Raw genomic sequence first — 21,008 nt, 5'->3', positions numbered from 1 at the left:
GCAGGCGGGCGCTCCGTGGCCCGGGTCGCGGGTCAGCGTCCGGCCTGCTGCGGCCGGGGTGTGTCCGAGGCATCGTCCTCGGTGTCACGGGCATGGCCGATGCGGTGCAGCGAGCGGTCGGCGACGCTGACCACCAGGAACGCGGCGGCGACTGCGAGCAACAGCCAGCTGAGGTGGTGCAGTCCGCCGGTGGTGGCGCCGTGCCGGAAGAACGCGGCGTTGGCGGCGGAGGCGGCGAGCGCGCCGAGGTACATGAAGGTCCGCAGCAGCCCGGCCGACGACCCCATCCGGGCCGGATCGGCCTGGGCGTACAGGGCGTTCTGGTTGGCCAGGCCGTTGAGGCCCTGGGGAATGCCGATGACGGCACCGATGGCCGCCAGCAGCCAGAGGGGACTGGCCGCGTCGGCGAACAGCAGCGCCGCACAGCCGACGAGCTGGACCAGCGATCCGACGACGAGTTTGCCCCGGACCGCGGCGCGCCGCCCGGTGATCGCGGTGACGGCCACGGCCGTCGCCGACATCGGCAGCAGCACCAGCCCGGCCGCCTCGGCGCTGAGCGAGCGGCCCTCCTCCAGCCACTGGGTGAAGCCGTAGAGGAAGGCGTAGGTCGTGGTGTAGGCGAGCAGTTGGCGGCCGTAAGTGGCCAGCAGCGGGGCATTGCCGCGCAGCACCCTGAGGTCGATGAAGGGCTCGGACGTGCGCAGTTCCCGGGTGGCGAACGCGACACCCGCGAGCAGGCCGATCAGCGGCAGGTACCAGGTGGTGGCCCGCGGGTTCATCAGGAACAGCATGAAGCTGGTCAGCGTGATGGCGAACAGTGCCATCCCGGGCACGTCCGTGCGCTGCGCGGGGCGCACACCACTGGTCTCCTTGAGGGCGGACAGCCGCGGCAGGTGCAGTGCACCCAGGACCAGACAGGCCACGGACAGCGGCACGTTGATGCCGAAGATCAGGTGCCAACCACCCGCGGAGATCAGCAGTCCGCCCAGGGTCGGGCCGATCACCGCGATGACCTGGCCGCAGACCGACAGGGCGGCCAGGATGCCGCTCGGGCTGCGCAGGCCCGTGCGGTCGGACTCGGCGCGCAGCAGGAACATCGACGCCGGATACGCCGCCGACGTCCCGAACCCCAGCATCACCCGGGAGAGGACCAGCACCCCCAGGTTCGGGGCGAGCACGCCCAACAGCCCGGCGAGACCCACCAGCGCGGTGCCCGTCAGGTACAGCAGACGCGGACCGTAGGAGTCCACCAGGCGACCGATCACCGGTTGCCCGACCGCGGTGGCCAGGTACAACGCGGAGACCAGCCAGGCGGTTTGCGAGGGCGGGGCGCCGAATGCCTGCCCGATCGGGATCAGGGCCACGGCGAGCATCGAGGAGTTGATCGGGTTGAGGATCGAACCCAGGATCATCGGCGCGACCAGCTTCCGGTCGAACCCGCCGCGGTCCGCGGTGCGGCGCGTCGCCCGTATGCGCGAGGCGAGTCCCGTCACGGCTGGGCCACCCCCGAAGCCTGCGCCGGGGTGAGGCCCCCGTCGGCGGGCCGCTCCTTCACCCGCCGTTTCAGACCGCTGAACGTGACCCGCGCATCGGCGGCCGCAGGGACCGCCGACTCGGGAAGGAGGCCATCGATGCTCTCGCTCTCGCTCATGCTCCGACGCTAAATATATTCAACCTGGACTGTCAATATCGCCTTGATCAATTGAGCTTGTTGATTGACCGAGTGTGAAAGTGAATCGGTTGCACTTTTTGAGTTGTTGCACTTATGGTGAGAGGGCGGGCGGATCGACGCGACCGACCTCAGGCGCGCTCCGGCAGTGCTTCGGAAGCGTTCCGGAAGCGCTCCCTCGAAGGTCCTCGGCATTCGAAGGCCCGCGGCATCCAAGGGAAAGGACCCCACCATGAAGACCAAACCCCGTATCGCGATCATCGGCGGCGGGCCGGCCGGTTTGCTGTGCGCGCGGATCCTGCAGGGGCACGGCATCGATCCGACCGTCTACGACGCGGACGCCGCCGTGGACTCCCGTGACTCGGGCGGTACGCTCGACCTGCACGCCGACTCCGGTCAGATCGCCCTGGAAGACGCCGGACTGATGGACGCCTTCACCGCGTTGGCCCGCGCCGAAGGCCAGGCCAAGAGCCGCCGCGACCAGCACGGCGCCGTCCTCGCAGAGTTCGTCCCGGCCGCGGAGGACGCGGCCGCCCCCGAGATCGACCGCGGCCAACTGCGCGTCATGGTCCACGACAGCCTGCGGCCGGGCACCGTCCGATGGGGACACAAGCTCCTGGGGGTGACCCCGGTCGGCGGCGGCGTGCACCGCCTCGCCTTCGCCGACGGCGCCACCGCCGAAGCGGACCTCGTCATCGGCGCCGACGGCGCATGGTCCACGGTGCGGCCCCTGCTCACCGACGCCGCGCCGCAATACCTGGGCGTCGCCTTCCTCGACGCCCGCTACGACGACGTCGACACCCGACACCCCGTCATCGCCGCGATGGTCGGCGACGGGCACCTGTTCGCCACCGACGGCGACGGCCGTGCAGTGATCGTCCAACGCAACAGCAACGGCGTGGTCCGCGGCTACGTGGCGTTCCGCGCCGAGCCCGACTGGCACGTCGGGGCCGACTTGGACCTCACGGACCGGGCCGCCGTCCGAGCCCACCTCCTGCGGGAGTTCAGCGGCTGGTCCACGGACCTGCACCCGCTGCTCACCGACAACGACGGCGACTACGTACCCCGCTCCTTCTGGGCCCTGCCGGCTCCGCTGACCTGGGACCACGTCCCCGGCGTCACCCTGATCGGCGACGCCGCCCACCTCATGGCGCCGTTCGGCGGCCACGGCGCCAACCTCGCCCTGCTCGACGGCGCGGAACTCGCGCACGCCCTCGCCGAGGAAGCCACCGTCGACGACGCGATCGCGCGCTACGAGGCGACGATGTTCCCCCGCTCCGGAGAGCTCGCCGCGGGGGCGAACGAAGGACTCAGGGGGTTCTTCGCCACCACCTCACCGGATGCGCCGCACCTCCCCCCGGACCACGCACAGGAGCACGAGAACTACCTGGCCAGGGCGGCGGAGTACCGACGCCGACGGGCCGGAGAAGAGCGGATCGAGCGCTGAGCGACCGCGGCGAAGTACCGCACGCGCGGGCAACTGCCGGACGGAACCGGCGAATTGGGTGGATCACCGCTCGGGCCGGAGCCGGCCCGGATCACTTCCCGGCGGGCTCGTCGCGGTGCGCCGACCATCCGTGTTCGAGCAGGTCGAAGGCCCGCTTGACGGCGGCGTCGGGGTCGGGGCTGCCGTGGCCGAGGTCGCGGGCCTCCAGGGCGAAGCGGGCGAGTGCCCGGCAGGTCGGGTCGTCGGCGGGCGCACCGCTCTCGTCGGCGATCGCCGCCGCCAAGTCGACCTCGTGCTGCAACCACATGCGGCGGGCGTAGTCGCGCAGCGCCGGGGTGTGGTCGACGAGCTCCAGGAACCGGGTGAAGCACGGATCGGCATCCGCCCCCTTGGGGAGCCGGGCGCGCAGGACGTGGTCGCGCAGGGCGCCCGGAATGGACTGCCCGGCCGGGCGGTGCCGCACCGCGGCGAGCAGGGCGGCCTTGATCTCGTCGCCCTCGTCGAAGACGAGCGCCTCCTTGCTCGGGAAGTGCTTGAACAGCGTGGTGGTGGACACGTCGGCGGCCTCGGCGATGTCCCGGATGCCCACCTGGTCGTAACCGTGCTCCACGAAGAGCCGAAGGGCGGCGTCGGCCAGCGCCTTCCGCGTGGCGGCCTTCTTGCGCTCACGCCGACCCAGCGGCGCGCGCTCACTCGTGGCATCGGTCATGGCGCCATCATACGGTCGGGGTGACCGACACAAAAAGTTGCACGAATGAACCCACTGGCCGGCCGTCCGGGTCACGTCATGGTCCCGGACCATGACGTGACCCGGCACCGGGACAGGCGATTCCCTCGCCGGGCTCTTCACACCCCGAGAACCAGCGGCTCACGGGGGACCCCCGAGCTGAGCAGGGCCCGCAACGGCGTGGCGAGATCACGGGGAGAGAACAGCTCGGGACCGCGATAGGCGGAGATCTCGGCCGGACGCCACCACTGCGGACCGACGATGTGCTCCGCCGCGAGTTCCGCATCGGTCAGCGCACCGCGCGGCGCGAACCAGGCGGTCCGCACGAGGAGGTAGTCGTTGACCACGCCGTCGTGGCCCACCGCGTAACCAGGGCCGCCGACTTCCTGGTGCCACACGTGCGGCGGGTCGTGCTCCACCGCGAGGCCCACTTCCTCGCGCTGTCCGCGGCGCAGGGCGGCCAGCGGCCGTTCGTGCTGCTCGATCCCTCCGCCGGGGGCCGCCCAGACCGTCGTTCCCGTCTCCGGTACCACTTGTCTGCACAGCAGGATGCGCTCGGTTTCGTCGAGCACGAGCGCGCGGACCGAGCGGCGCAGCCGCAACGGAGGCATCGGGTCGGGCCGGGCGCGGTCAGTGGCGCCCGGTGCCTCCGCCGCCACGACCGCTGCTTACGGCACAGTGGCGATATGACCACCGAAGACAACGGCCGGTTGGCCCGGGCCCGCGTGGCGACCAGGCTGCCGGCGCAGGACCTGGACCGGGCACGGCGTTTCTACTCCGAACGGCTCGGGCTGGAGCCCGTCGACGAACGACCCGGCGGGCTGTTGTACCGCTGCGGGGGTGCGGAGTTCCAACTGTTCCGGTCCGCGGGTGCCTCGTCCGGAACCTTCACCCAGATGTCGTGGCAGGTCGACGACATCGAGGTGGTCGTGGCCGAACTCAAACGGCGCGGTGTGGTGTTCGAGGACGTCGAGCTGCCCGCGGTGTACGGCGGCGGCCGGACCCGGGACGGGATCGTCGAGGTCCAAGGGCACTACGCGAGTTCGGGTGCCCGGGCGGACCGTGGTGCCTGGTTCCGCGACAGCGAGGGCAACATGCTGGCCATCGGCCAGCCGGTGTTCTGAAGCGGGGCACCGGCTGGCCGGAGCGGCCAAGGCCCCCTTCGGTACGGGGTGCCGAAGGGGGCCGGTTGCGGTGTCGACTGTCCGGGCTCGTTCGGCTAACGGTTCTGCGCCCACCACACCGCGAAGCCGATGACTGCGGTGCCGCACGCATAGGACGCGCCGCGCAAGAAGTTGGTGGCAACGAGCCGACCGTAGCGGCGCCATGGGTTCGGGAAACGGTGGGGTGTCGGCGGACGGCCCTCCATAGTTTGCATCGGGAGCCCCTCTCGTGAACGCGGAGGACAGCGGCGGTTCCACGTGGGGAGCCCGATCGGGCAGCGTCGGCCGTCGTACTGCCTGGCGCCGGGCTCCCTTGCGTTGAGTAAAAGCTTACGAGGTTGTGCGCTTGTGAACCTGTCGTTCTCTCGGCGCGTCCCGACGGGATTTGCCGAACAGGCCGCGAAACGGCCTGGATCCTGCGCACGGCGCTCGACGTGACAGACGGAGTGGGGGACCCCCGGCTGGCGCGCGCCGCATCCGCGGGCGCGCGCCGGTGCCGCGGTCACAACTGGAAGCTGGGCCAACAACTCCCCTCATTCCAGACCGACTTGATGCCGCAAGCCCGCCCCGCCGGCCGTGCTCGCCCTGGGTCTCGATCGGGCTGTGGCGTGCGATGACTGTGGGGTGAGGGAAGGGTGGCGGGGGAGGAGCGGCCCCGTCCCCGGCCTTCACGTCGGGGACGGGGTCAATCCCGCGCCTCACCGCCTGTGGGTTCTGCCTGCTCATCGGATGTCGCGGTCGCGGTCGCGTGCGCGGGAGTGGTGAGGGCGTGGATCAGATGCGGGATCAGGTCTTGGGTGTGGTGGGCGGCGCCGTGGATGAGCCGCCGGGCCGTCAACCCCTCGAACAGGGCGACCAGCAGCCGGGTCAGGTCGTCGGCGGGGACCACCGGCCGGGAGCCGGTCCGGGCGAGTGCCGCCGTCAGTACCTCGGTCAGGCCCTGGGTGAGACGTTCCTCGTGGGCCGCGAGCTGCTGGGCGACGACCGGGTTGCGCGCCGCATGCAGGGTGAACTCCATGGACACCAGGAACCATTGCCGCTCCTCCCGAGTACGACCGGCAATCCGCTCCTGGAGCTGGACGAGGGCGTGCTTGCCCGGCTCCGGGCGGGCCGTCGCGTCTTCGAGCTCCGCCAGCAGGCGGCCGGTGTGGGTGTCGTAGAGGGTGAGGAAGAGCTCTTCCTTGTCGCGGTAGTTGGAGTAGAAGGCGCCGCGGGTCAGACCTGCGCGCTCGACGATGTCGCTGATCGAGGTGGCGTGGAAGCCCCTCTCGGTGAACAGCGCCCAGGCGCTCTCGGTGAGGGCGGCGCGGGTGAGCGGGCGGCGCCTGGTCGGTGACTTGGGCACGACGGGGTCCTTCGGCGCTGCCTGGGGCGGCGATCGATCGCGGTCAGTCCTGTTCAGCGTAGTCGTCGTAGAAGCCGCGTCCGGTCTTCACGCCCAGGTGCCCGGCGTCGATGTAGCGCTTGAGCAGCTCGCGCGGTCCGGCGGGCAGTGCGGGGTTCTCCGCGGCGTAGTGGTTCTCGATGTTCAGGACGACGTCCAGGCCGACGATGTCCATCGCCCGGAAGGGCCCGGCGGGCAGGCCGGTGTTGATCCGCCACATCGCGTCGATGTCCTGGGGAGTGGACACGCCCTCGGAGACGACGCTCAGGGACTCGCGCTTGATGGCGGCCCAGACGCGGTTGAATATGAAGCCGGTGCTCTCGCGGTGGGCCTCGAAGGGGAAGACCCCGTAGTGCGGCAGTTCCGCCAGGAGCAGGTCCAGGACCGCCCGATCGGTACGGCCGCTCGACATCAGGTCGACCGCCGACTGCCGGGGCGGCATGTAGAAGTGCATGTTGAGCACGCGTTCGGGGCGGGTCACCCGGTCGATGAAGCGGCTGGTCGGGTACGACGAGGAGTTGCTGGCCAGGATCGCGTCGGCGTCCGCGGCCGCGTCCAGCTCGGCGAAGACGCGCTTCTTCAGTTCCAGGCGCTCGGGCACCGCCTCGATCACCAGCCAGGCACCGGCCAACGCCTCGACCAGGTCGGTGGTGGCGGTCGCCGTGCCGGGCTTGCCACCCTCGATGCGCGCGGCGGTGTCGGTCGCGTTCTGCTCGACGTACGCCTGGGCGGCCCGCCCCGCCGCCGGCACCGGGTCGTAGATGCGGACCGTGCCGCCGCGGGTGGTGAACATCAGGGCGATGCGCCGGCCCAGGGTGCCCGCGCCGACGATGGCGACCGGCCGGGTGTGGAGGTCGGTGGGGAGGGTGAACGTCATGGCGGTCCTCTTCCTGTTCTGTGGGGTGGGGTGGTGTCGGTCCCAGGTGGGGTTCGACCCGGAATGGAGTAATCACTCGCCAGGTGCACAATGTGTCCGATATGTGGTGTGTGCAAATTGATCAGCAGCACCCACACCACCTCGCCCGGGAGAAATTCCGTGCGCCCCGAAGACGTCCTCCGTCATGGGCGACGTCGAGGGCTTCGGCCGCTAGCTGGAGTGTGGGCAGGTCATCGCCGTCCGTCACGGCGCCGAGCTCGGCGAATACCTGCACGCCATGCATCTGGATCACTTCGGGGCCACCGCCGCCGGCCGTGAGCTGAGCGCACGATCAAGGGGCCTGGCCCGGCCCGGCTACAGCTCTTCGGCCATGCCATGGCGCCCCTGGCCGGCCTCACCGCCCTGGAGGTCGTCTCGGCGAGCCACATTTTGCTGTCGCTGTCGCTGTCGCTGTCGCTGTCGCTGTTGCTGTCGAGGTCGCCGTCGCGCTGGGCCAGGAGTGAGGGGAGAAGTCCGGGGAAGACCCGGTCGAACTCCTCCAGGCGCAGGGCGTTCATGCGGGAGGTGCCGGCGTCCCGATGAGGTGGCCCTGTGCGTCGAGGCGATCGGCTTCAATCGCGCCGAGGTGCTGTTCCGCAGCGGCCACTCATCGAAGCCGTCAAGCAGTTCCCCGCCCGGCTCGGAACGGAGGCCGCGGGCGTAGTGGAGGCCGTCGGCGCCCGCGTGACGGGGGGCGAGATCGGCCAGGCGGTCAGTGTGGCCGCCGGCGTTCTCGATGAACGACTACGGCGTGTACGGCGAACGGGTGATCGTGCCCGCGGCCGCGGTCGTGTACCGCCCCGAAGGACTCGACGCGGTCGCCGGCGCCGCGGTCTGGATGCCCTACCCGACGGCGTACGGCGCCCTGGTGGAGGTCGGCGGCATGCGTGTAGGGGACACGGTTGTGGTGACCGCGGCCTTCAGCAGCGTCTTCGAGACGGTCACCGACCCGGAACGGCTGCACCGGGCCGAGGCGTTCGTCGCCTCCGGTCTGCGGACGGGGGCGTTCAAGTCCGTCGTGGACCGGGTCTTCGGCCTGGACGAGATCGCCGAAGCGCACCGCTACATGGAGGCGGGCGCCCAGGTCGGCAAGATCGTCGTTACGGCTGACCAACTGAGGGGGACGTTGGGCGGTGCGGCCGTGCGGTGCGGCGGCCCTGGGCGTCGTGTGCGCCGCGCCGCTGGAGTGCTCGCCCGGTTGGCGGGACGGATTGTTGGGCCGGGGCCGGCCGGGGTACCTCGCCAGGGTCACCGACCGCGCACCCGACCAGCCCGGGATCGAAGGAGCCGCCGTGAAGTTCGGTGTATCGGCCTTCCTCGCCGACCGAGGCATCGCACCGACCGCCCTGGGCGCGCCGTGGAGCAGCGGGGCCTCGACTCCATGTTCATCGCCGAGCACACCCACATCCCGGTGGACCGTCGTCCGCCGTACCCGGGCGGCGGGGAACTACCCGAGATCTACCACCGCACCCTCGACCCGTTCATCCGCCCTCGGCGAAGCCTGGCTGGCCAGCAGCGTCCCGCCCGACGAACTGGGACCGCAGATCGAGCGGATGCGGAACATCGCGGGCCGGGAGGTGCCGGTCACCGTCCACGGGGTGCCGCACGACCCGGAGGTCATCGAGCGGTACGCACAGCTCGACGTGGAACGGCTGCTGTTCCCCCTGCCGACGGTGCCGGAGGCCGAGACGCTGACGTACCTCGACCGGTTCGCAGACGTCGCGGGGCGTTTCCGATGAGCCGGACGGAGGAACGGTGCCGGCGATGACGAGCGAGCGGGCCCGGCAGTGCTTCGCGGCCTCGCGGGTCGCCTGCCTCGCCACCGTCGATGCCGACGGCCACCCGCACCTGGTGCCGGTCGTGTTCGCCTTGACGGGCGACACCCTTGCCTTCGCCGTGGACCACAAACCCAAGCGGACCACTGAACTGAAGCGGCTGGCCAACATCCGGGTCCGCCCCGCGGTCTGTCTCCTCGTCGACGACTACGACGAGGACTGGGACCGGCTGTGGTGGGCACGGGCGGACGGTACGGCGACGGTGCTGCCGCCCGCGGACGGGGCCGAGGCGCCTGAGGCGTCCGCGGAGTACGTGCGGCTGTTGGCCGCGAAGTACCGCTCGCAGTACGCCGACCGCCTACCGGAAGGGCCCGTGGTGGAAGTGGCGGTGGCTCGGTGGTCCGGCTGGCACGCCACATGAGGGCCGGCCCCCGGGACGCAGACGGCCCGGGGCCAGGCACCGAGCAGGTCAGCGCCTGGCCGGACAGGCAGGCACGAAGAAAGGCGCCAAGGGCAAGAAGACCGCGGCCGCAACCACCCCCCGTACCGACCGCCGCACCCGCCGACAAGCTGACCGGATTCCTCCGGCAACCGCCCGTCCTGGACCGGCTCGACGAGGCCGAACTCCTCGGCTGGTCGGTGGAGATCGTGCGCGCGGCGCGCCGCAACGGCTACCTCGCCTCCACCGCCGACGCCATCGCGGTGTTCGAGACCTCGATCCTGCTGGCCGACCCTGATAGCCACCCTGCGAGCGGGCGGCGCCGAACTGGCCCCGCTGCTGATCCGCGAGGCCGGACGGATCTTCCCAGGCCGGCTCGCTGCGCTCGACGACTGGGTCCCCCCCGTGGCGAGCACAGCCGGAACCGCAACCCGCCCACCCGGCACCGCGTGCGGACACCGGCCGCGGCGCCACGCTCCTCGCCGCCCACCCCGCGACCTGCGACGCACTGGCGGGCCTGGTCGGCTACGACGGCACCTGGGACACCGCGGAGCCTGCCCCGCACGGCACGGCACTGACCGCACACCATCCGGACACGGCCATCGCACTGGAGGCACTGTTGGCCGACTGACGACACCGCCGCGGTGGAAGCCCGCCCCCCTCCCACCGCCTGGCGACATCCCGTTGAAGACTGTCACTCCAGCCACTGGGGAGCACTGCATCACCCCCTCTAACGTCGGGACGTACTCGCCCCACTACGAGGCGCCGTGCCTGAAGGCGACCCACCGGGGCCCCTGCCCCACTCCCGAAAGGCACCACCGATGCAGTACCTCATGCCGATCGGCATCGGCCTCCTCTACGCGCTGCTGATGTCCCTCATCCGCGAACCGCACCGGCGTCGCTTCAACGCGGTCATGGTCGCCGGTGCGGGTGCCGCCTATCTCAGCAGTGGCGCCTTGGGCGGCTGGGAGTTCGCCTTCACCGCGCTCGCCACCTACGTCGCCTACCGCGGTCTGGATTCCTGGACCTTCATCGGCATCGGCTGGCTGCTGCACACCGCATGGGACGTCGTCCACCACCTCAAGGGCAGCCCCTTGATCCCCTTCGCGCACGACTCGTCCCTGGGCTGCGCGATCTGCGACCCGGTCATCGCGCTGTGGTGCCTGCGCGGCGGACCGAGCCTGCCCGAACTGCTCCGCAGAATGCGACGACGTGCGATGGCCTGAGGCCGCACGGACCTCCTGACCCGGCAGGCGTGCCTCACCCGGCGGCGGCTTCCTGGGGGTAGTCGGCGCCGAGTGTGACCTCGCGCCAGGTGTCCATGGTGGCCCTGAGCGAGTCGAGCCGTGCCTGGACGACGTCGAGTGCGACCTTGCCCAACAGCAGTCGCAAGGGGGGCTCTTCGGCCTCGACGGCACGGATGATCGCGGCAGCCGCGCGGGTGGGGTCGCCGGGCTGGCGCCCGTACGTGGCCAGGGTGCTGGTGCGCCGTGCCCCGGCGGTCGCCGCGTAGTCGTCGATGGTGAGCGCGGACTGCCGCATGGAGGGGCCGGACCAGTTGGTGCGGAAGGCGGCGGGTTCCACGAGCGTGACCTTGATGCCCAGCGGAGCGACCTCGGCGGCGAGGGATTCGGAGAGCCCCTCCACGGCGAACTTGGTGGCGTGGTAGTAGCCGGTGGCGCCGAAGGCGGCCAGGCCGCCGAGCGAGGAGACGTTGACGATGCGGCCGGCACGGCGGGCGCGCATGCCGGGCAGTACGGCACGGGTGACATCGAGCAGGCCGAAGACGTTGGTGTCGAAGAGGGCGCGGACCTGGTCGTCCTCGCCCTCTTCGATGGCGGCGAGGTAGCCGTAGCCGGCGTTGTTGACCAGGACGTCGATGCGCCCGAGCGTCGCTTCGGCCTGGCCGACCGCCGCCCTGACCTGCTGCGGGTCGGTGACGTCGAGGGCCAGTGGAAGGGCCCGGCCCGCATGGTCCGCGACGATGTCGGCGACCTGCTCGGGGTCACGGGCGGTGACGACCGCGTGGTGGCCGTGTTCGAGGACGGCGGTTGCCAGTGCCCGGCCCAGACCGGTGGAGCAGCCGGTGATGAACCAGGCGGGGGGCTGACGGTCAGACATGGGAAAGGGACTCCTTGGTTGTGCGGACAAAGGGAACGAGAGGGTGGAGGTGAGGGTGAGGGAGCGGGGACTGCTGCCGCCATGGCCTGACGGAGGCTCACTTCTTAACCGGAAGTGGACTGTTCGGACGGCGTCGGATCCTGATGGGGCACTTCCGCGGCCAGACTTCCCAGGAGGGCGAGTGCCTGTTCCGACGGGCTGCCCGAGGCCGCCTGGTAGACGACCAGTTGCTGACCGGGGGCACTGTTGACGGTCAGTGACTCGTAGTCGAGGGTCAGCTCGCCCACCAGGGGGTGTCGGAAACGTTTGGTCTCGTGGGTCTTCTGGCGGATGTCATGGCGGGCCCACAGTCGACCGAACTCCTCGCTCTTGAGCGACAACTCGCCGACCGTACAGACGAGTTGGGGGTCATCGGTGTCGGTTCCCGCGGCCGATCGCAACCCGCCCACGGTATTGGCCGCCACCCGTTCCCAGTCCGGATAGAACGCTCGCGCATCCGGGTCGAGGAACACCAACCGCACCAGGTCATCGCTGTAGGTGTGGCCGGCGAACAGGGCCCGTCCCAGGGAGTTGTGCGCCAGTACGGTCAGGCAGTGCCCCAGGACCACGGCCGGAGTGCGGTGCCAGCCCGCCATCATCCGCAACAAGGCCGGGCTGACGTGCTCCGGATGCGCCCGGGCACGAGGCCGCGAACGACCGGTCTCCGGAACGGGTCGTGCCAGTCGGTGCAGATGATCCGCCGCGTCCCCGTCCAAGTGCAGCGCCCGGGCCAGGGCCTCGACGACCTGCACCGAGGGGTGCCGTTCACGGCCCTGCTCCAGCCGTACGTAGTAGTCGGTGCTGACCCCGGCCAGCATGGCGACTTCTTCCCGGCGCAGGCCCGTCACCCGGCGCCGACGGGAGACCGGCAGTCCCGAGTCCTCGGGCCTGACCAGTGCACGGCGGGCACGCAGATACTCCCCGAGCGGGTTCGCACTGTTCATGACCGCAACCCTAGGCACGGGGGAGCAGGTTGCGGGACCCCGGAAGGTGGCCGTGGCACTCCTACGATGACGCCTCCTGCGAGCAGCTCTGCCTGGTCACGGGAGCGCTCCCGCCGCATCGTCGAGCCATGACTGATTTCTTCCCCACCGGCAACACCAGTGGCGGCCTGCCCGCCCCGACCCTGGCCGGCCGGGTCGCGGTCGTGACCGGCGCCTCCAGTGGCATCGGCGCGGCCACCGCCCGCCGCCTGGCCACCAGCGGGGCCGCCGTCGCCCTCCTCGGCCGCCGCACGGACCGCCTGGAAGCCCTGGCCGACCAACTCCGCCGCACCACCACCGGACCCGTCCTCCCGGTGACCGCCGACCTGGCCGACCCCGAAGCCATCGACACCGCCGCCCGTACCGTGACCGCGACCCTCGGCCGCGTCGACCTTGTGGTGGCCAACGCCGGGGTGATGCTCGGCGCCCCCTTCGAGACCGCCGGAACCGACGAGTGGGACCGCATGATCGACGTCAATCTGCGCGGCCTGCTGCACACCGCCCGCGCCTTCACCGCCGATCTCCTCGCCGCCGCGGCCGAAGGCCGTCCCGCGGATCTGGTGCACGTCGGATCGGTGGCCGGCCACACCCGCTTCCCCGGCTGGTCGGTCTACTGCGCCACCAAGTCCGCGGTGGCCCACCTGACCCGGAACCTGCGCGCCGAACTGGGCCCCCGCGGCGTCCGGGTGAAGAACATCGAACCCGGCGTCACCGCCACGGAACTCGGACGCGACATGCAGGACGCCACCATGCAGACATCCCTGGCCCGCATGCGGACCGACCTGCACCCACTGACCGCTGAGGACATCGCCGATGCCCTCGCCTTCGCGGTCTCCGCGCCACCGCACGTCAACGTCGCCGAACTGGTCGTCGTCCCTGTCCAACAAGGCTGACCCCCGCCCCCGTCCCGCAGCTGACCTCGACCGGGTCGGCTGCGGGTCACCGACGGCACCGTGATGGGCCTCCTCTACAGGCCCGCTCGCCACCGGGATGGACGGATCCTTCCTGGTCACTTAGCGTTCGGCGCATGACAGAGCGACGCGCCATCCTCAGCGGCTCGACCTTCGAGGAACAGATCGGCTACGCCCGTGCCGTGGTCGACGGTGACTGGGTGCACGTGTCCGGGACGACCGGATTCGACTACGCCACCATGACCATCGCCGACGACGTGGTGGTGCAGGCCGAGCAGTGCCTGCGCAACATCGAGGCCGCGCTGAGCGAGGCGAAGTGCACCTTCGCCGACGTGGTCCGGGTGCGCTATCTGCTGCCCGACCGCGCTGACTTCGAGCCCTGCTGGCCGGTGCTGCGCCGCTACTTCGGCGAGGTGCGGCCGGCCGCCACGATGATGGTGTGCGGCCTCGCCGACCACCGTATGAAGATCGAGATCGAGGTGTACGCCCGGCGGGCCACCGTCTGACGGACCGTGAGATCGGGGCCGGCGCGACGGGGCTGCCGCACGCCGACCGCCCGAGGACTCATCACGGCCACCAGCCTGGCCCTCGGAGACGGCGCGGCCGCAGGCGGGCGGCATCCGGGGGCCTGGACGGACGGTCGACTCGGTGGTGTTCAAAGTTGGGGCAATGGACAGGCAAAGTTCTTGTCATGTCCATTCAACGCGCGTAGCGACGGGCGCGGCAAGTGCGGTTTCCTCGAAAGGAGTCTCTCCAACCCCCCACATTTCAGGAGACCTTGATGCCTCGCGCTGCCCTCGGCCTGTCCGCCGCCGCCGTGATAGTCGTCGGCCTGGCCGCCGCTCCGGCGCTCGCCGAACCGCCGGCCCCGCCGTCAACCTCGACCACCCGCACCGAACTCGCGGCCCTGACGGTGGCCACCCCGCATTCCATGGACGGCTACGCCCGCGACAAGTTCTCCATATGGGCCAAGCAGCCCGACGGCTGCACCACCCGCCAGGAGGTCCTCGCCCGCGACGGCAAGGACGTCCAGGACAAGCCGGGAAGCTGTCAGCCGGCCAGCGGTTCGTGGTATTCCGCGTACGACGACGCCACCGTCACCGAAGTCGCCCAGGCCACCATCGACCACATGGTCCCCCTCGCCGAAGCCTGGCGGTCCGGTGCCGACAGCTGGACCCCCGACCAGCGCAAGGCATTCGGGAACGACCTGAAGGACCCTCAGCTGCTCATCGCCTCGGAATCCTCCAACAGCTCCAAGAGCGACAGCGGGCCCGCCGACTGGAAGCCGACCAACCACGCCTTCTGGTGCAGCTATGCCAAGGACTACACCCACGTCAAGTCCGTCTGGAAGCTGACCACGACCGACGGCGAGAAGAAGGCACTGGCCTCGATGCTCGACAGCTGCACCAGCTGACCCGACAGTGACGCGCCTCCCACGCATGCCCTGGGGCTCGGCCTGTGTGGGAGGCGTCGCGCGGTGCAACTGCCAGGGTAAACCGCCCGGTGGGCCAACCGGCCCACCCTGTGGGGCGACGGCGGCCATGCGCCGTTCTGGGCGCGGCGCCCCTGAACGGCCGGCCTGAACGCGCTCGGCCCGCCGATCCGGGCGGCCGCGCCCGGCCCGCCAAGGTAACCGCTGATCGGCTGGTGCGCCTGCCGCCCCGCCAAGGCCGGGGTCACGGCCGGGCGCCCGGGCACCGCCCCCTCGCGCAACCAGACCCTCCGCACGCAACGGGCTCCGGTAACAGTGTTTCCGTTGCCCTACAGTGTTACCCATGAGCACGCTCTATCAAGACGCGCTACGCGCCGGCCAGGACGCCGTGCGCACCACGATCCTCGATTGCGCCATCAACCTGCTGGTGACGGACGGACCCGCCGCGTTGACCATGCGGCGGATCGCCACCGACATCGGCTCCTCGACCAAGGTCCTCTACACCATGTTCGGTGGCAAGGAAGGGCTGATCGATGCGCTGTACCAGGAGGGCTTCGCGCGACTGCGCCGGGTTCAGGAACAAGTACCGCGTACGGAAGACCCGTTGACACACCTCACCCATATCGGGGTGGCCTATCGGGAGCACGCGCTCACCGAACCGGCTTACTACCGGGTCATGTTCGAGCAGACCGTACCGGGCTTCCGACCGAGCGCGGAGGCCCTCGCCGTCGCCGAGACCGCCTTCGACGCCTCGGCCGCCGCCGTGGCCGCCTGTATGGAGGCCGGGATCTTCCAGCCGGGCGATGCCCGTGAGGTATCGAAGATCTTCTGGGCGGCATCGCACGGCGCGGTGAGTTTGGAGATCGCCGGACACTTCCCGCCGGAGGACGGCGGGCGGCGCTATGACGCTCTGATGGCGGCGGTGGCGCGGGCGTTCAGCACCCCACGCGAGTCGACGAACGAGGGACAGGCGACATGACCACCACGGTCAACCGCTACCTGTCGGGGAACTTCGCCCCGGTCGCCGAGGAAGTCACCGCCTACGACCTGCCCGTGACCGGGCGGATTCCGACCCATCTCAACGGCCGCTATCTCCGCAACGGCCCCAACCCGCTGGGCATCGAGGACGCCGCCGCACACATCTGGACCCTCGGCGCAGGCATGGTCCATGGGGTGCGTATACGGGACGGGCGCGCCGAGTGGTACCGCAACCGCTGGGTCCGTTCCGGCATCGTCGCCGACCACCTTGGCGAGCCGCGCCGCGGCACACCGGTCGACGAACAGTTGGACATCTCGCCGAACGTGCAGGTCGTGGGCTTCGCGGGCAGCACCTTCGCCCTCATCGAGGGCGGCATCCGCCCGTACGAACTCACCTACGAGTTGGAGACCGTGGGGCCCTGCGACTTAGGGGCGACCCCGGAGGGGTACAGCGCCAACGCCCACTCCCTCTTCGACCCGCGCACCCGCGAACTGCACTCGCTCGCCTTCCGCTACGGCTCCGACAACGTCCAGCACATCGTCATGGACGACTCCGGCACGGTGCGGCGGACCACCACCATCGAGGTCCCCGGAAACCCGTACATGCACGACTTCGCGCTGACCGACCACTACGTGCTGCTCTTCGACTCACCGGTGGTGTTCAGCCCCGCGCATCTGTCCACCGGGGTGCCGTTCACCTGGGACGACCGCCGCGGCGCGCGCGTGGGGGTACTGCCGCGCGAGGGCGGTGAGGTGCGCTGGTTCGCGCTCACGCCGAGCCTGGTGGGGCACACCCTCAACGCCTACGAGAGGCCGCACGGGGACCTGAGCGGGCCGGGCACGGCCGGTTGTGACATCGTCATCGACGTGATCCGGCATCCCGAAGGGTTCGACATCAGGGACGTCGGGTCCAGCCGGCCCACATTGGACCGGTGGACGCTCGACCTGACGGCGGGAACGGTCCGGGAAGAATGCCTCGACGACCGGGCCCAAGAATTCCCCCGCCTCAACTCCCGCTATACGGGCCGCCCTTACCGGTACGGCTATGCCGCAGCGGTCGAGCTCTACGCCCCGCCCGCCGGCCCGGACGACGACCGGCCGGACGAGGGGTTCAGCAGTGCGCTGCTCAAACATGATCTGAGCCGGGGCACGACGGAGGCGCATGAGTTCGGGCGGGACGAGGCCGTGGGGGAGGGGGTGTTCGTCGCGGCGGAGTCGCCGGCGGCGGAGGACGACGGGTACGTGATGGCGTACGTCTTCAACCCGGAACGGTCCGCATCCGACCTGGTGATCCTCTCGGCACAGGACTTCGGCGGCGAACCCATCGCCCGGATCCACCTGCCGGTGCGGGTGCCGTTGGGCCTGCACGGAAGCTGGGCTCCCGAGGACGAGCGGTGAACGGGTGCCGTCGTCCCGGCTGCGTGGTGCGGCGGTAGCGTCCCGGAGCCCACGAGGCGCGGACTATGGGTCGTGGGTCGTGGGCCGCGGGCTGTGGATCGCCCGGGAGCCGTTGCCGGATGAGGCCGCGCCGCCGCCCGGGGAGTCCCGTCCGGGTCGGTGGTTACAGGGCAGGATGCTTCCGGCTGGGGCCTACAGCTCGGGTCTACGGCTCGCTCGGGCCTACCGCTCCGATCCGGGCATCGTCTCGGTGATGAGGCCGGCGAGCTGGTGCAGTTGCGCCGCGAGCGCGCGGCGCTCCCGGGGGGGTGAACCGGGACAGTGCACGTGACTGGCGGGCGCGCAGTTCGGTGCGCATGGCGGCGAGTCGACGGGCGCCGTCTTCGGTGAGGTGGTTGAGGACCTGGCGTTTGTCCTGGTCGGAGCGTCGCCGGGTGACCACGCCGTTGGCTTCGAGCTGTTTGAGCATGCGGGTCGCGGTCGGGACGCTGACGTCGGCGTAGGCGGCGAGCTGGCCGACTGGCAGCCCGTCGCCCCGGACGTCGTCGGCCAGCGGGTCGAGGAGGGCCAGCTGCGCCATGGACAGTCCGGCCGACGACCGCCCGACGGTGGCCGACCGCGAGCGGCGCATGGCATAAACAGCTGGTCAGCGGCGTGCGCCAGCTCCCCGCCTGGAGCGCGAGCAACGCGATCGCGATGATGGACCAGGAGGGCATCGCCACCGGCGTGCTCTCCGTCACCTCGCCAGGCGTCCACCTCGACCGCGACGCCGACGCCCGCGCCCTCGCCGTCAACGAGTACGCGGCCGAAGTCGTCAAGGACCACCCCAACCGCTTCGGCCACTTCGCCAGCGTCCCCCTGCCCGACGTCGACGCCTCCATCGCCGAGGCCACCTACGCGCTCGACACCCTCGCCGCCGACGGAGTGGTGCTGATGTCCAACGCCCACGGCCGCTACCTGGGCGACCCCGACTTCGAGCCGCTCTGGGTCGAACTCGACCGACGCCGAGCCACCGTCTTCGTCCACCCCGCCCAGCCCCCGATGCCACTGCTGCCAGGCACCCCCGCCCCGCTGGCCGACTACGTCTTCGACGCCACCCGCACCGCCCTCAACCTGGTGCTCAACGGCGTCATGAACCGCTACCCGCACGTGCGCGTGATCCTCTTCCACGGCGGCGGCTTCCTGCCCTATGCCGCCTACCGCTTCTCCGGCCTGGCTCCCCTCGCCGTGGACCCGGACCGCAACACCGAGGACGTCCTGCGCGACCTGAAGCGCTTCTACTTCGACACCGCCTTGCCCGCCAGCCCCAGCGCCCTGCCGGCCCTGCTCGCCTTCGCCGAACCCGGCCACGTCCTCTACGGCAGCGACTGGCCCTTCGCACCCCAGGACGCCGGCAGCTACTACAACCACTACCTGGAGACCTACCCCGACTACACCCCCGGCCAGGCAGACGCCATCAACCGGACAAACGCCGAAGCGCTCTTCCCGCGCCTCGCGGACTGATCCCCACCCCGCTCGCACGGACGGCCCGCCGCGAGCCACGGCCCCCATCGGATCGCCGGGCGATCGGCACAGCCACCAGACTCCTGCGCACTCCTGCGCACTCCTGCACACTCCTGCGCACTTCTGCAGACGCCTGGAAGTCGACTCACAGCCAACCGACTTGTGGACTCTGTGCCCGCGACTGCCCCGCGAGTTTCCGGGATCCTCAAGTCATACGGGTTCGGCGTTCACCGGTCGACAGAAGCTGGTCGACCAGCACGGCACGGCACCGCGCAACCGACCGTGTAGTCGGGCGAAGGCGGCCGGGCCCGGGGAGTGTCCCGGGCCCGGCCACCGGCAGGCGACCGCGAGAGGCGTTCGTAGACGGTCTGCTGCGGCCCGCACCACTCGTGCAACGCGCCACCAGAACGATCCGGTTGGCGGTCCCGACACGAGCCTGCCTGATCGGAGACCCGTCTGATCAGAGGCCCGCCTGATCAGAGGAACTGTGACGACGCGCCTTGACCTGGCCCACGTTGCCACCACCTCGCGGGCATGTCCTAGCTCGGGTTGAACATGACGCTGGAGAAACGCGCGCCGGACGGTGCGGACTGTCCCGGGGCGAGGCGCGTCAGGTGTCCCCGGCAGCTCTTGCCGGCGTACACGGCGAGGGGCCGCTTCGTCGAGTTGCGTGCGCCGCGGGCCTCTTGGCTCATGTTGAAGCACTTCCTGTCCGGCGGGTTCTGGAGGGAGTACGACTTGCCCTTGGGCCCGACCCACCCGAACGTTCCGTTCGTGGCGACCGCCGTACCGGCGGGGAGGACGAGGCTCAGAGCAATGCTGCTGAGGCCGATGGTAATCCGGTGGAACGGACGCATCATGTGCCTTTCTTGGGCAGGAGCGACAATTGACACCCGGACCAACGGTTGAGCCGATCAGAAGAAACGGTCTGGACGGCCGACGCGGCAGCCCGGCACCATCCGGCCGGGCACGGGCCGATGCCGTGCCCGGCGACGCCACCTCTCCGGTAGCAGCGGGGACCAGGGACGTGGGTTCACCGGTGACAGTGGCCCTGACAAGGGAAGTTGACTGCCCATCAGGCATTGCCGGCTCGTCATCCTCTCTTGAGCTCCTCATGCAACGTTGGTTGCAGTCGGCGCCAGCAGATGAGCGAGCATGCGCGGGTGAGGAATGCTCGATCCTCGACCACAACTCATCGCCAGTCAGCCAGGTTTGAGGGTTCCGTTTGCTCACACCCCAGCAACGGACCAACAGACACGCCCACCCGAAGGATCTGGCTACTCACGTTGTGTTGGAAGCTCCTATCGGGCCCGTTAGGTTTCTTGCCAGGGCCAGGGCCAGGGCCAGGGCCGGCTGGATGGTGAGCCTGTTCGGCGAACGGGCTGGTCGGTCAGCGGAAGGTGAGGGTTTGGCCGGGGTGAATCAGGTGGGGGTTGCGTTCCAGGACGACCTTTTTCTGGCGGTACAGCTCCTGCCGTGACTCACCGTGGGCGCCGCCGATGCCGGCCAGGGTGTCACCGGGTTGCACGATGTAGCGGTTGCTGCTGGGGTCCGGCTGGCGGCCGGGCGGGCCAGCCGGAGTGGGCTGGTCGGGGCAGGCGTTCGGGCCGGCGGAAGAGGGCTGTACCGGCAGGGGGGTGAGGGGCATGCAGACGGGCGTGGCGAGGCCGACGAGTTCCACCAACCCCACGCCGCCAGTGGCGGGATGGTCTTCGACCAGTTGTTGGCCAGCCAGGCGTTGCCCGAGGCGTCAATCTGTACCGCGGTGAGGTCCTGGATCGCGTTGTTGCGGAAGCCCTGCGCGGGGGACAGCACGGTGCCGGTGGAGGCGCCGGGCGGGCAGGCCGCGATGCTCGTGCCGCACAGCAGCGACACCGACGCGCTGCCGAAGCCGGCGACCCACACGCGGTCCTGCCCGTCGATGGCGATCCACCAGTGTGAGCCCCCACCGACCCTTGGAACGATCTGCTATGGACGGACCTCATCGGCTTGAAGTCCCGGCCCAAGATGGTGACGCTGCCACCGACCTTGCCGAGCGAACTGCTCTGCCGCGTCCCCATCAGTTGGTCGAAGTCGATGTGGCTGTTGGTGACCCAGGTTCGGTCGTCCTGGGGTGTGACTGC

At 70.4% G+C, this 21,008-nt stretch carries 21 protein-coding genes and 5 pseudogenes; 15 read left to right on the top strand and 11 right to left on the bottom strand.

The annotated features are described in order from the left end of the window. Positions 1-32: 32 nt before the first annotated feature. Together ACFVT2_RS08045 and ACFVT2_RS08040 are read right to left on the bottom strand one after the other, a co-directional pair. Complete coding sequence (locus ACFVT2_RS08045) at positions 33-1,412, bottom strand: MFS transporter (protein ID WP_390013872.1); 1,380 nt, start codon at positions 1,410-1,412, stop codon at positions 33-35. Positions 1,413-1,489: 77 nt separating this feature from the next. Beyond that, entirely contained in the window at positions 1,490-1,651 is a 162-nt protein-coding gene (locus tag ACFVT2_RS08040; protein WP_390013549.1) for a hypothetical protein, read from the bottom strand. Positions 1,652-1,901: 250 nt separating this feature from the next. Here ACFVT2_RS08040 and ACFVT2_RS08035 point away from each other — a divergent pair, with 250 nt between their 5' ends. Continuing rightward, entirely contained in the window at positions 1,902-3,116 is a 1,215-nt protein-coding gene (locus tag ACFVT2_RS08035; RefSeq protein ID WP_390013547.1) for an FAD-dependent oxidoreductase, read from the top strand. A gap of 91 nt (positions 3,117-3,207) precedes the next feature. On the opposite strand, the gene ACFVT2_RS08030 is transcribed toward ACFVT2_RS08035, so the two are convergent. Both ACFVT2_RS08030 and ACFVT2_RS08025 read right to left on the bottom strand, forming a co-directional pair. Beyond that, positions 3,208-3,825, bottom strand: coding sequence for a TetR/AcrR family transcriptional regulator (locus ACFVT2_RS08030; RefSeq protein ID WP_390013545.1), 618 nt, complete (start codon positions 3,823-3,825; stop codon positions 3,208-3,210). 137 nt (positions 3,826-3,962) lie between these two features. Then, on the bottom strand, positions 3,963-4,502 hold the full coding sequence (locus ACFVT2_RS08025; protein ID WP_390013543.1) for an NUDIX domain-containing protein: 540 nt from the start codon (positions 4,500-4,502) through the stop codon (positions 3,963-3,965). A gap of 27 nt (positions 4,503-4,529) precedes the next feature. Between ACFVT2_RS08025 and ACFVT2_RS08020 the strand changes: the two genes are divergently transcribed. After that, positions 4,530-4,967: a VOC family protein gene (locus tag ACFVT2_RS08020; RefSeq protein ID WP_390013540.1), complete on the top strand. Its 438-nt coding sequence runs from the start codon at positions 4,530-4,532 to the stop codon at positions 4,965-4,967. 724 nt (positions 4,968-5,691) lie between these two features. Here the strand turns inward: ACFVT2_RS08020 and ACFVT2_RS08015 are convergent. Together ACFVT2_RS08015 and ACFVT2_RS08010 are read right to left on the bottom strand one after the other, a co-directional pair. Beyond that, on the bottom strand, positions 5,692-6,351 hold the full coding sequence (locus ACFVT2_RS08015) for a TetR/AcrR family transcriptional regulator (RefSeq protein ID WP_390013537.1): 660 nt from the start codon (positions 6,349-6,351) through the stop codon (positions 5,692-5,694). A 43-nt stretch (positions 6,352-6,394) separates the two neighbouring features. Then, on the bottom strand, positions 6,395-7,267 hold the full coding sequence (locus ACFVT2_RS08010) for a 3-hydroxyacyl-CoA dehydrogenase family protein (RefSeq protein ID WP_390013535.1): 873 nt from the start codon (positions 7,265-7,267) through the stop codon (positions 6,395-6,397). A 591-nt stretch (positions 7,268-7,858) separates the two neighbouring features. On the opposite strand from ACFVT2_RS08010, the pseudogene ACFVT2_RS08005 reads away from it, so the two are divergent. From ACFVT2_RS08005 to ACFVT2_RS07980, 6 genes and pseudogenes are all read left to right on the top strand, one after another. After that, a pseudogene (locus tag ACFVT2_RS08005) lies at positions 7,859-7,981 on the top strand (hypothetical protein); the annotation flags it as partial. A gap of 61 nt (positions 7,982-8,042) precedes the next feature. Further along, positions 8,043-8,348, top strand: a pseudogene (locus ACFVT2_RS08000) (hypothetical protein); the annotation flags it as partial. A 250-nt stretch (positions 8,349-8,598) separates the two neighbouring features. Further along, positions 8,599-9,045: pseudogene (locus tag ACFVT2_RS07995) on the top strand (hypothetical protein). A gap of 25 nt (positions 9,046-9,070) precedes the next feature. Next, positions 9,071-9,502: a TIGR03668 family PPOX class F420-dependent oxidoreductase gene (locus tag ACFVT2_RS07990; RefSeq protein WP_390013532.1), complete on the top strand. Its 432-nt coding sequence runs from the start codon at positions 9,071-9,073 to the stop codon at positions 9,500-9,502. Positions 9,503-9,554: 52 nt separating this feature from the next. Then, positions 9,555-9,810: pseudogene (locus ACFVT2_RS07985) on the top strand (hypothetical protein); the annotation flags it as partial. A 531-nt stretch (positions 9,811-10,341) separates the two neighbouring features. Next, on the top strand, positions 10,342-10,746 hold the full coding sequence (locus ACFVT2_RS07980) for a DUF6010 family protein (protein ID WP_390013529.1): 405 nt from the start codon (positions 10,342-10,344) through the stop codon (positions 10,744-10,746). A 34-nt stretch (positions 10,747-10,780) separates the two neighbouring features. On the opposite strand, the gene ACFVT2_RS07975 is transcribed toward ACFVT2_RS07980, so the two are convergent. Beyond that, entirely contained in the window at positions 10,781-11,641 is an 861-nt protein-coding gene (locus tag ACFVT2_RS07975; protein WP_390013527.1) for an oxidoreductase, read from the bottom strand. Between the two features lie 104 nt (positions 11,642-11,745). After that, positions 11,746-12,624 carry a helix-turn-helix transcriptional regulator gene (locus tag ACFVT2_RS07970; protein ID WP_390013524.1) on the bottom strand — a complete coding sequence of 293 codons (879 nt, stop codon included), beginning with the start codon at positions 12,622-12,624 and terminating at the stop codon, positions 11,746-11,748. Positions 12,625-12,752: 128 nt separating this feature from the next. Here ACFVT2_RS07970 and ACFVT2_RS07965 point away from each other — a divergent pair, with 128 nt between their 5' ends. From ACFVT2_RS07965 to ACFVT2_RS07945, 5 genes are all read left to right on the top strand, one after another. After that, complete coding sequence (locus ACFVT2_RS07965; protein ID WP_390013521.1) at positions 12,753-13,556, top strand: SDR family oxidoreductase; 804 nt, start codon at positions 12,753-12,755, stop codon at positions 13,554-13,556. Positions 13,557-13,690: 134 nt separating this feature from the next. Beyond that, positions 13,691-14,080, top strand: coding sequence for a RidA family protein (locus tag ACFVT2_RS07960; protein WP_390013519.1), 390 nt, complete (start codon positions 13,691-13,693; stop codon positions 14,078-14,080). 275 nt (positions 14,081-14,355) lie between these two features. Beyond that, complete coding sequence (locus ACFVT2_RS07955; RefSeq protein WP_390013516.1) at positions 14,356-14,988, top strand: DUF1524 domain-containing protein; 633 nt, start codon at positions 14,356-14,358, stop codon at positions 14,986-14,988. Between the two features lie 361 nt (positions 14,989-15,349). Further along, positions 15,350-15,985: a TetR/AcrR family transcriptional regulator gene (locus ACFVT2_RS07950; RefSeq protein WP_390013513.1), complete on the top strand. Its 636-nt coding sequence runs from the start codon at positions 15,350-15,352 to the stop codon at positions 15,983-15,985. Beyond that, complete coding sequence (locus ACFVT2_RS07945; protein ID WP_390013510.1) at positions 15,982-17,382, top strand: carotenoid oxygenase family protein; 1,401 nt, start codon at positions 15,982-15,984, stop codon at positions 17,380-17,382. Before ACFVT2_RS07950 ends, ACFVT2_RS07945 begins: the two co-directional genes overlap by 4 nt. 222 nt (positions 17,383-17,604) lie before the next feature. On the opposite strand, the pseudogene ACFVT2_RS07940 reads toward ACFVT2_RS07945, so the two are convergent. Then, a pseudogene (locus tag ACFVT2_RS07940) lies at positions 17,605-18,090 on the bottom strand (MarR family transcriptional regulator). Here ACFVT2_RS07940 and ACFVT2_RS07935 point away from each other — a divergent pair. Next, a complete protein-coding gene (locus ACFVT2_RS07935; RefSeq protein ID WP_390013508.1) occupies positions 18,079-18,885 on the top strand; it encodes an amidohydrolase family protein in 807 nt (268 codons plus the stop codon). The pseudogene ACFVT2_RS07940 and the gene ACFVT2_RS07935 sit on opposite strands and share 12 nt — an antisense overlap. Before the next feature lie 539 nt (positions 18,886-19,424). Here ACFVT2_RS07935 and ACFVT2_RS07930 read toward each other — a convergent pair. Both ACFVT2_RS07930 and ACFVT2_RS07925 read right to left on the bottom strand, forming a co-directional pair. Continuing rightward, positions 19,425-19,745, bottom strand: coding sequence for a hypothetical protein (locus ACFVT2_RS07930; RefSeq protein WP_390013505.1), 321 nt, complete (start codon positions 19,743-19,745; stop codon positions 19,425-19,427). Positions 19,746-20,275: 530 nt separating this feature from the next. Continuing rightward, positions 20,276-20,533, bottom strand: a complete 258-nt coding sequence (locus ACFVT2_RS07925) for a LysM peptidoglycan-binding domain-containing protein (protein ID WP_390013502.1) — start codon at positions 20,531-20,533, stop codon at positions 20,276-20,278. 57 nt (positions 20,534-20,590) lie between these two features. Here ACFVT2_RS07925 and ACFVT2_RS07920 point away from each other — a divergent pair, with 57 nt between their 5' ends. Next, positions 20,591-20,878 (top strand): hypothetical protein, encoded by a 288-nt coding sequence (locus ACFVT2_RS07920; protein WP_390013500.1) that lies wholly within the window; start codon positions 20,591-20,593, stop codon positions 20,876-20,878. Positions 20,879-21,008: the final 130 nt, after the last annotated feature.

The sequence above is a fragment of the Streptomyces sp. NPDC058000 genome (assembly GCF_042886435.1).
Classification (GTDB): domain Bacteria; phylum Actinomycetota; class Actinomycetes; order Streptomycetales; family Streptomycetaceae; genus Streptomyces.
Note: the sequence above shows the minus strand (reverse complement) of the source record. Positions and strands in the feature narration are given on the sequence as shown.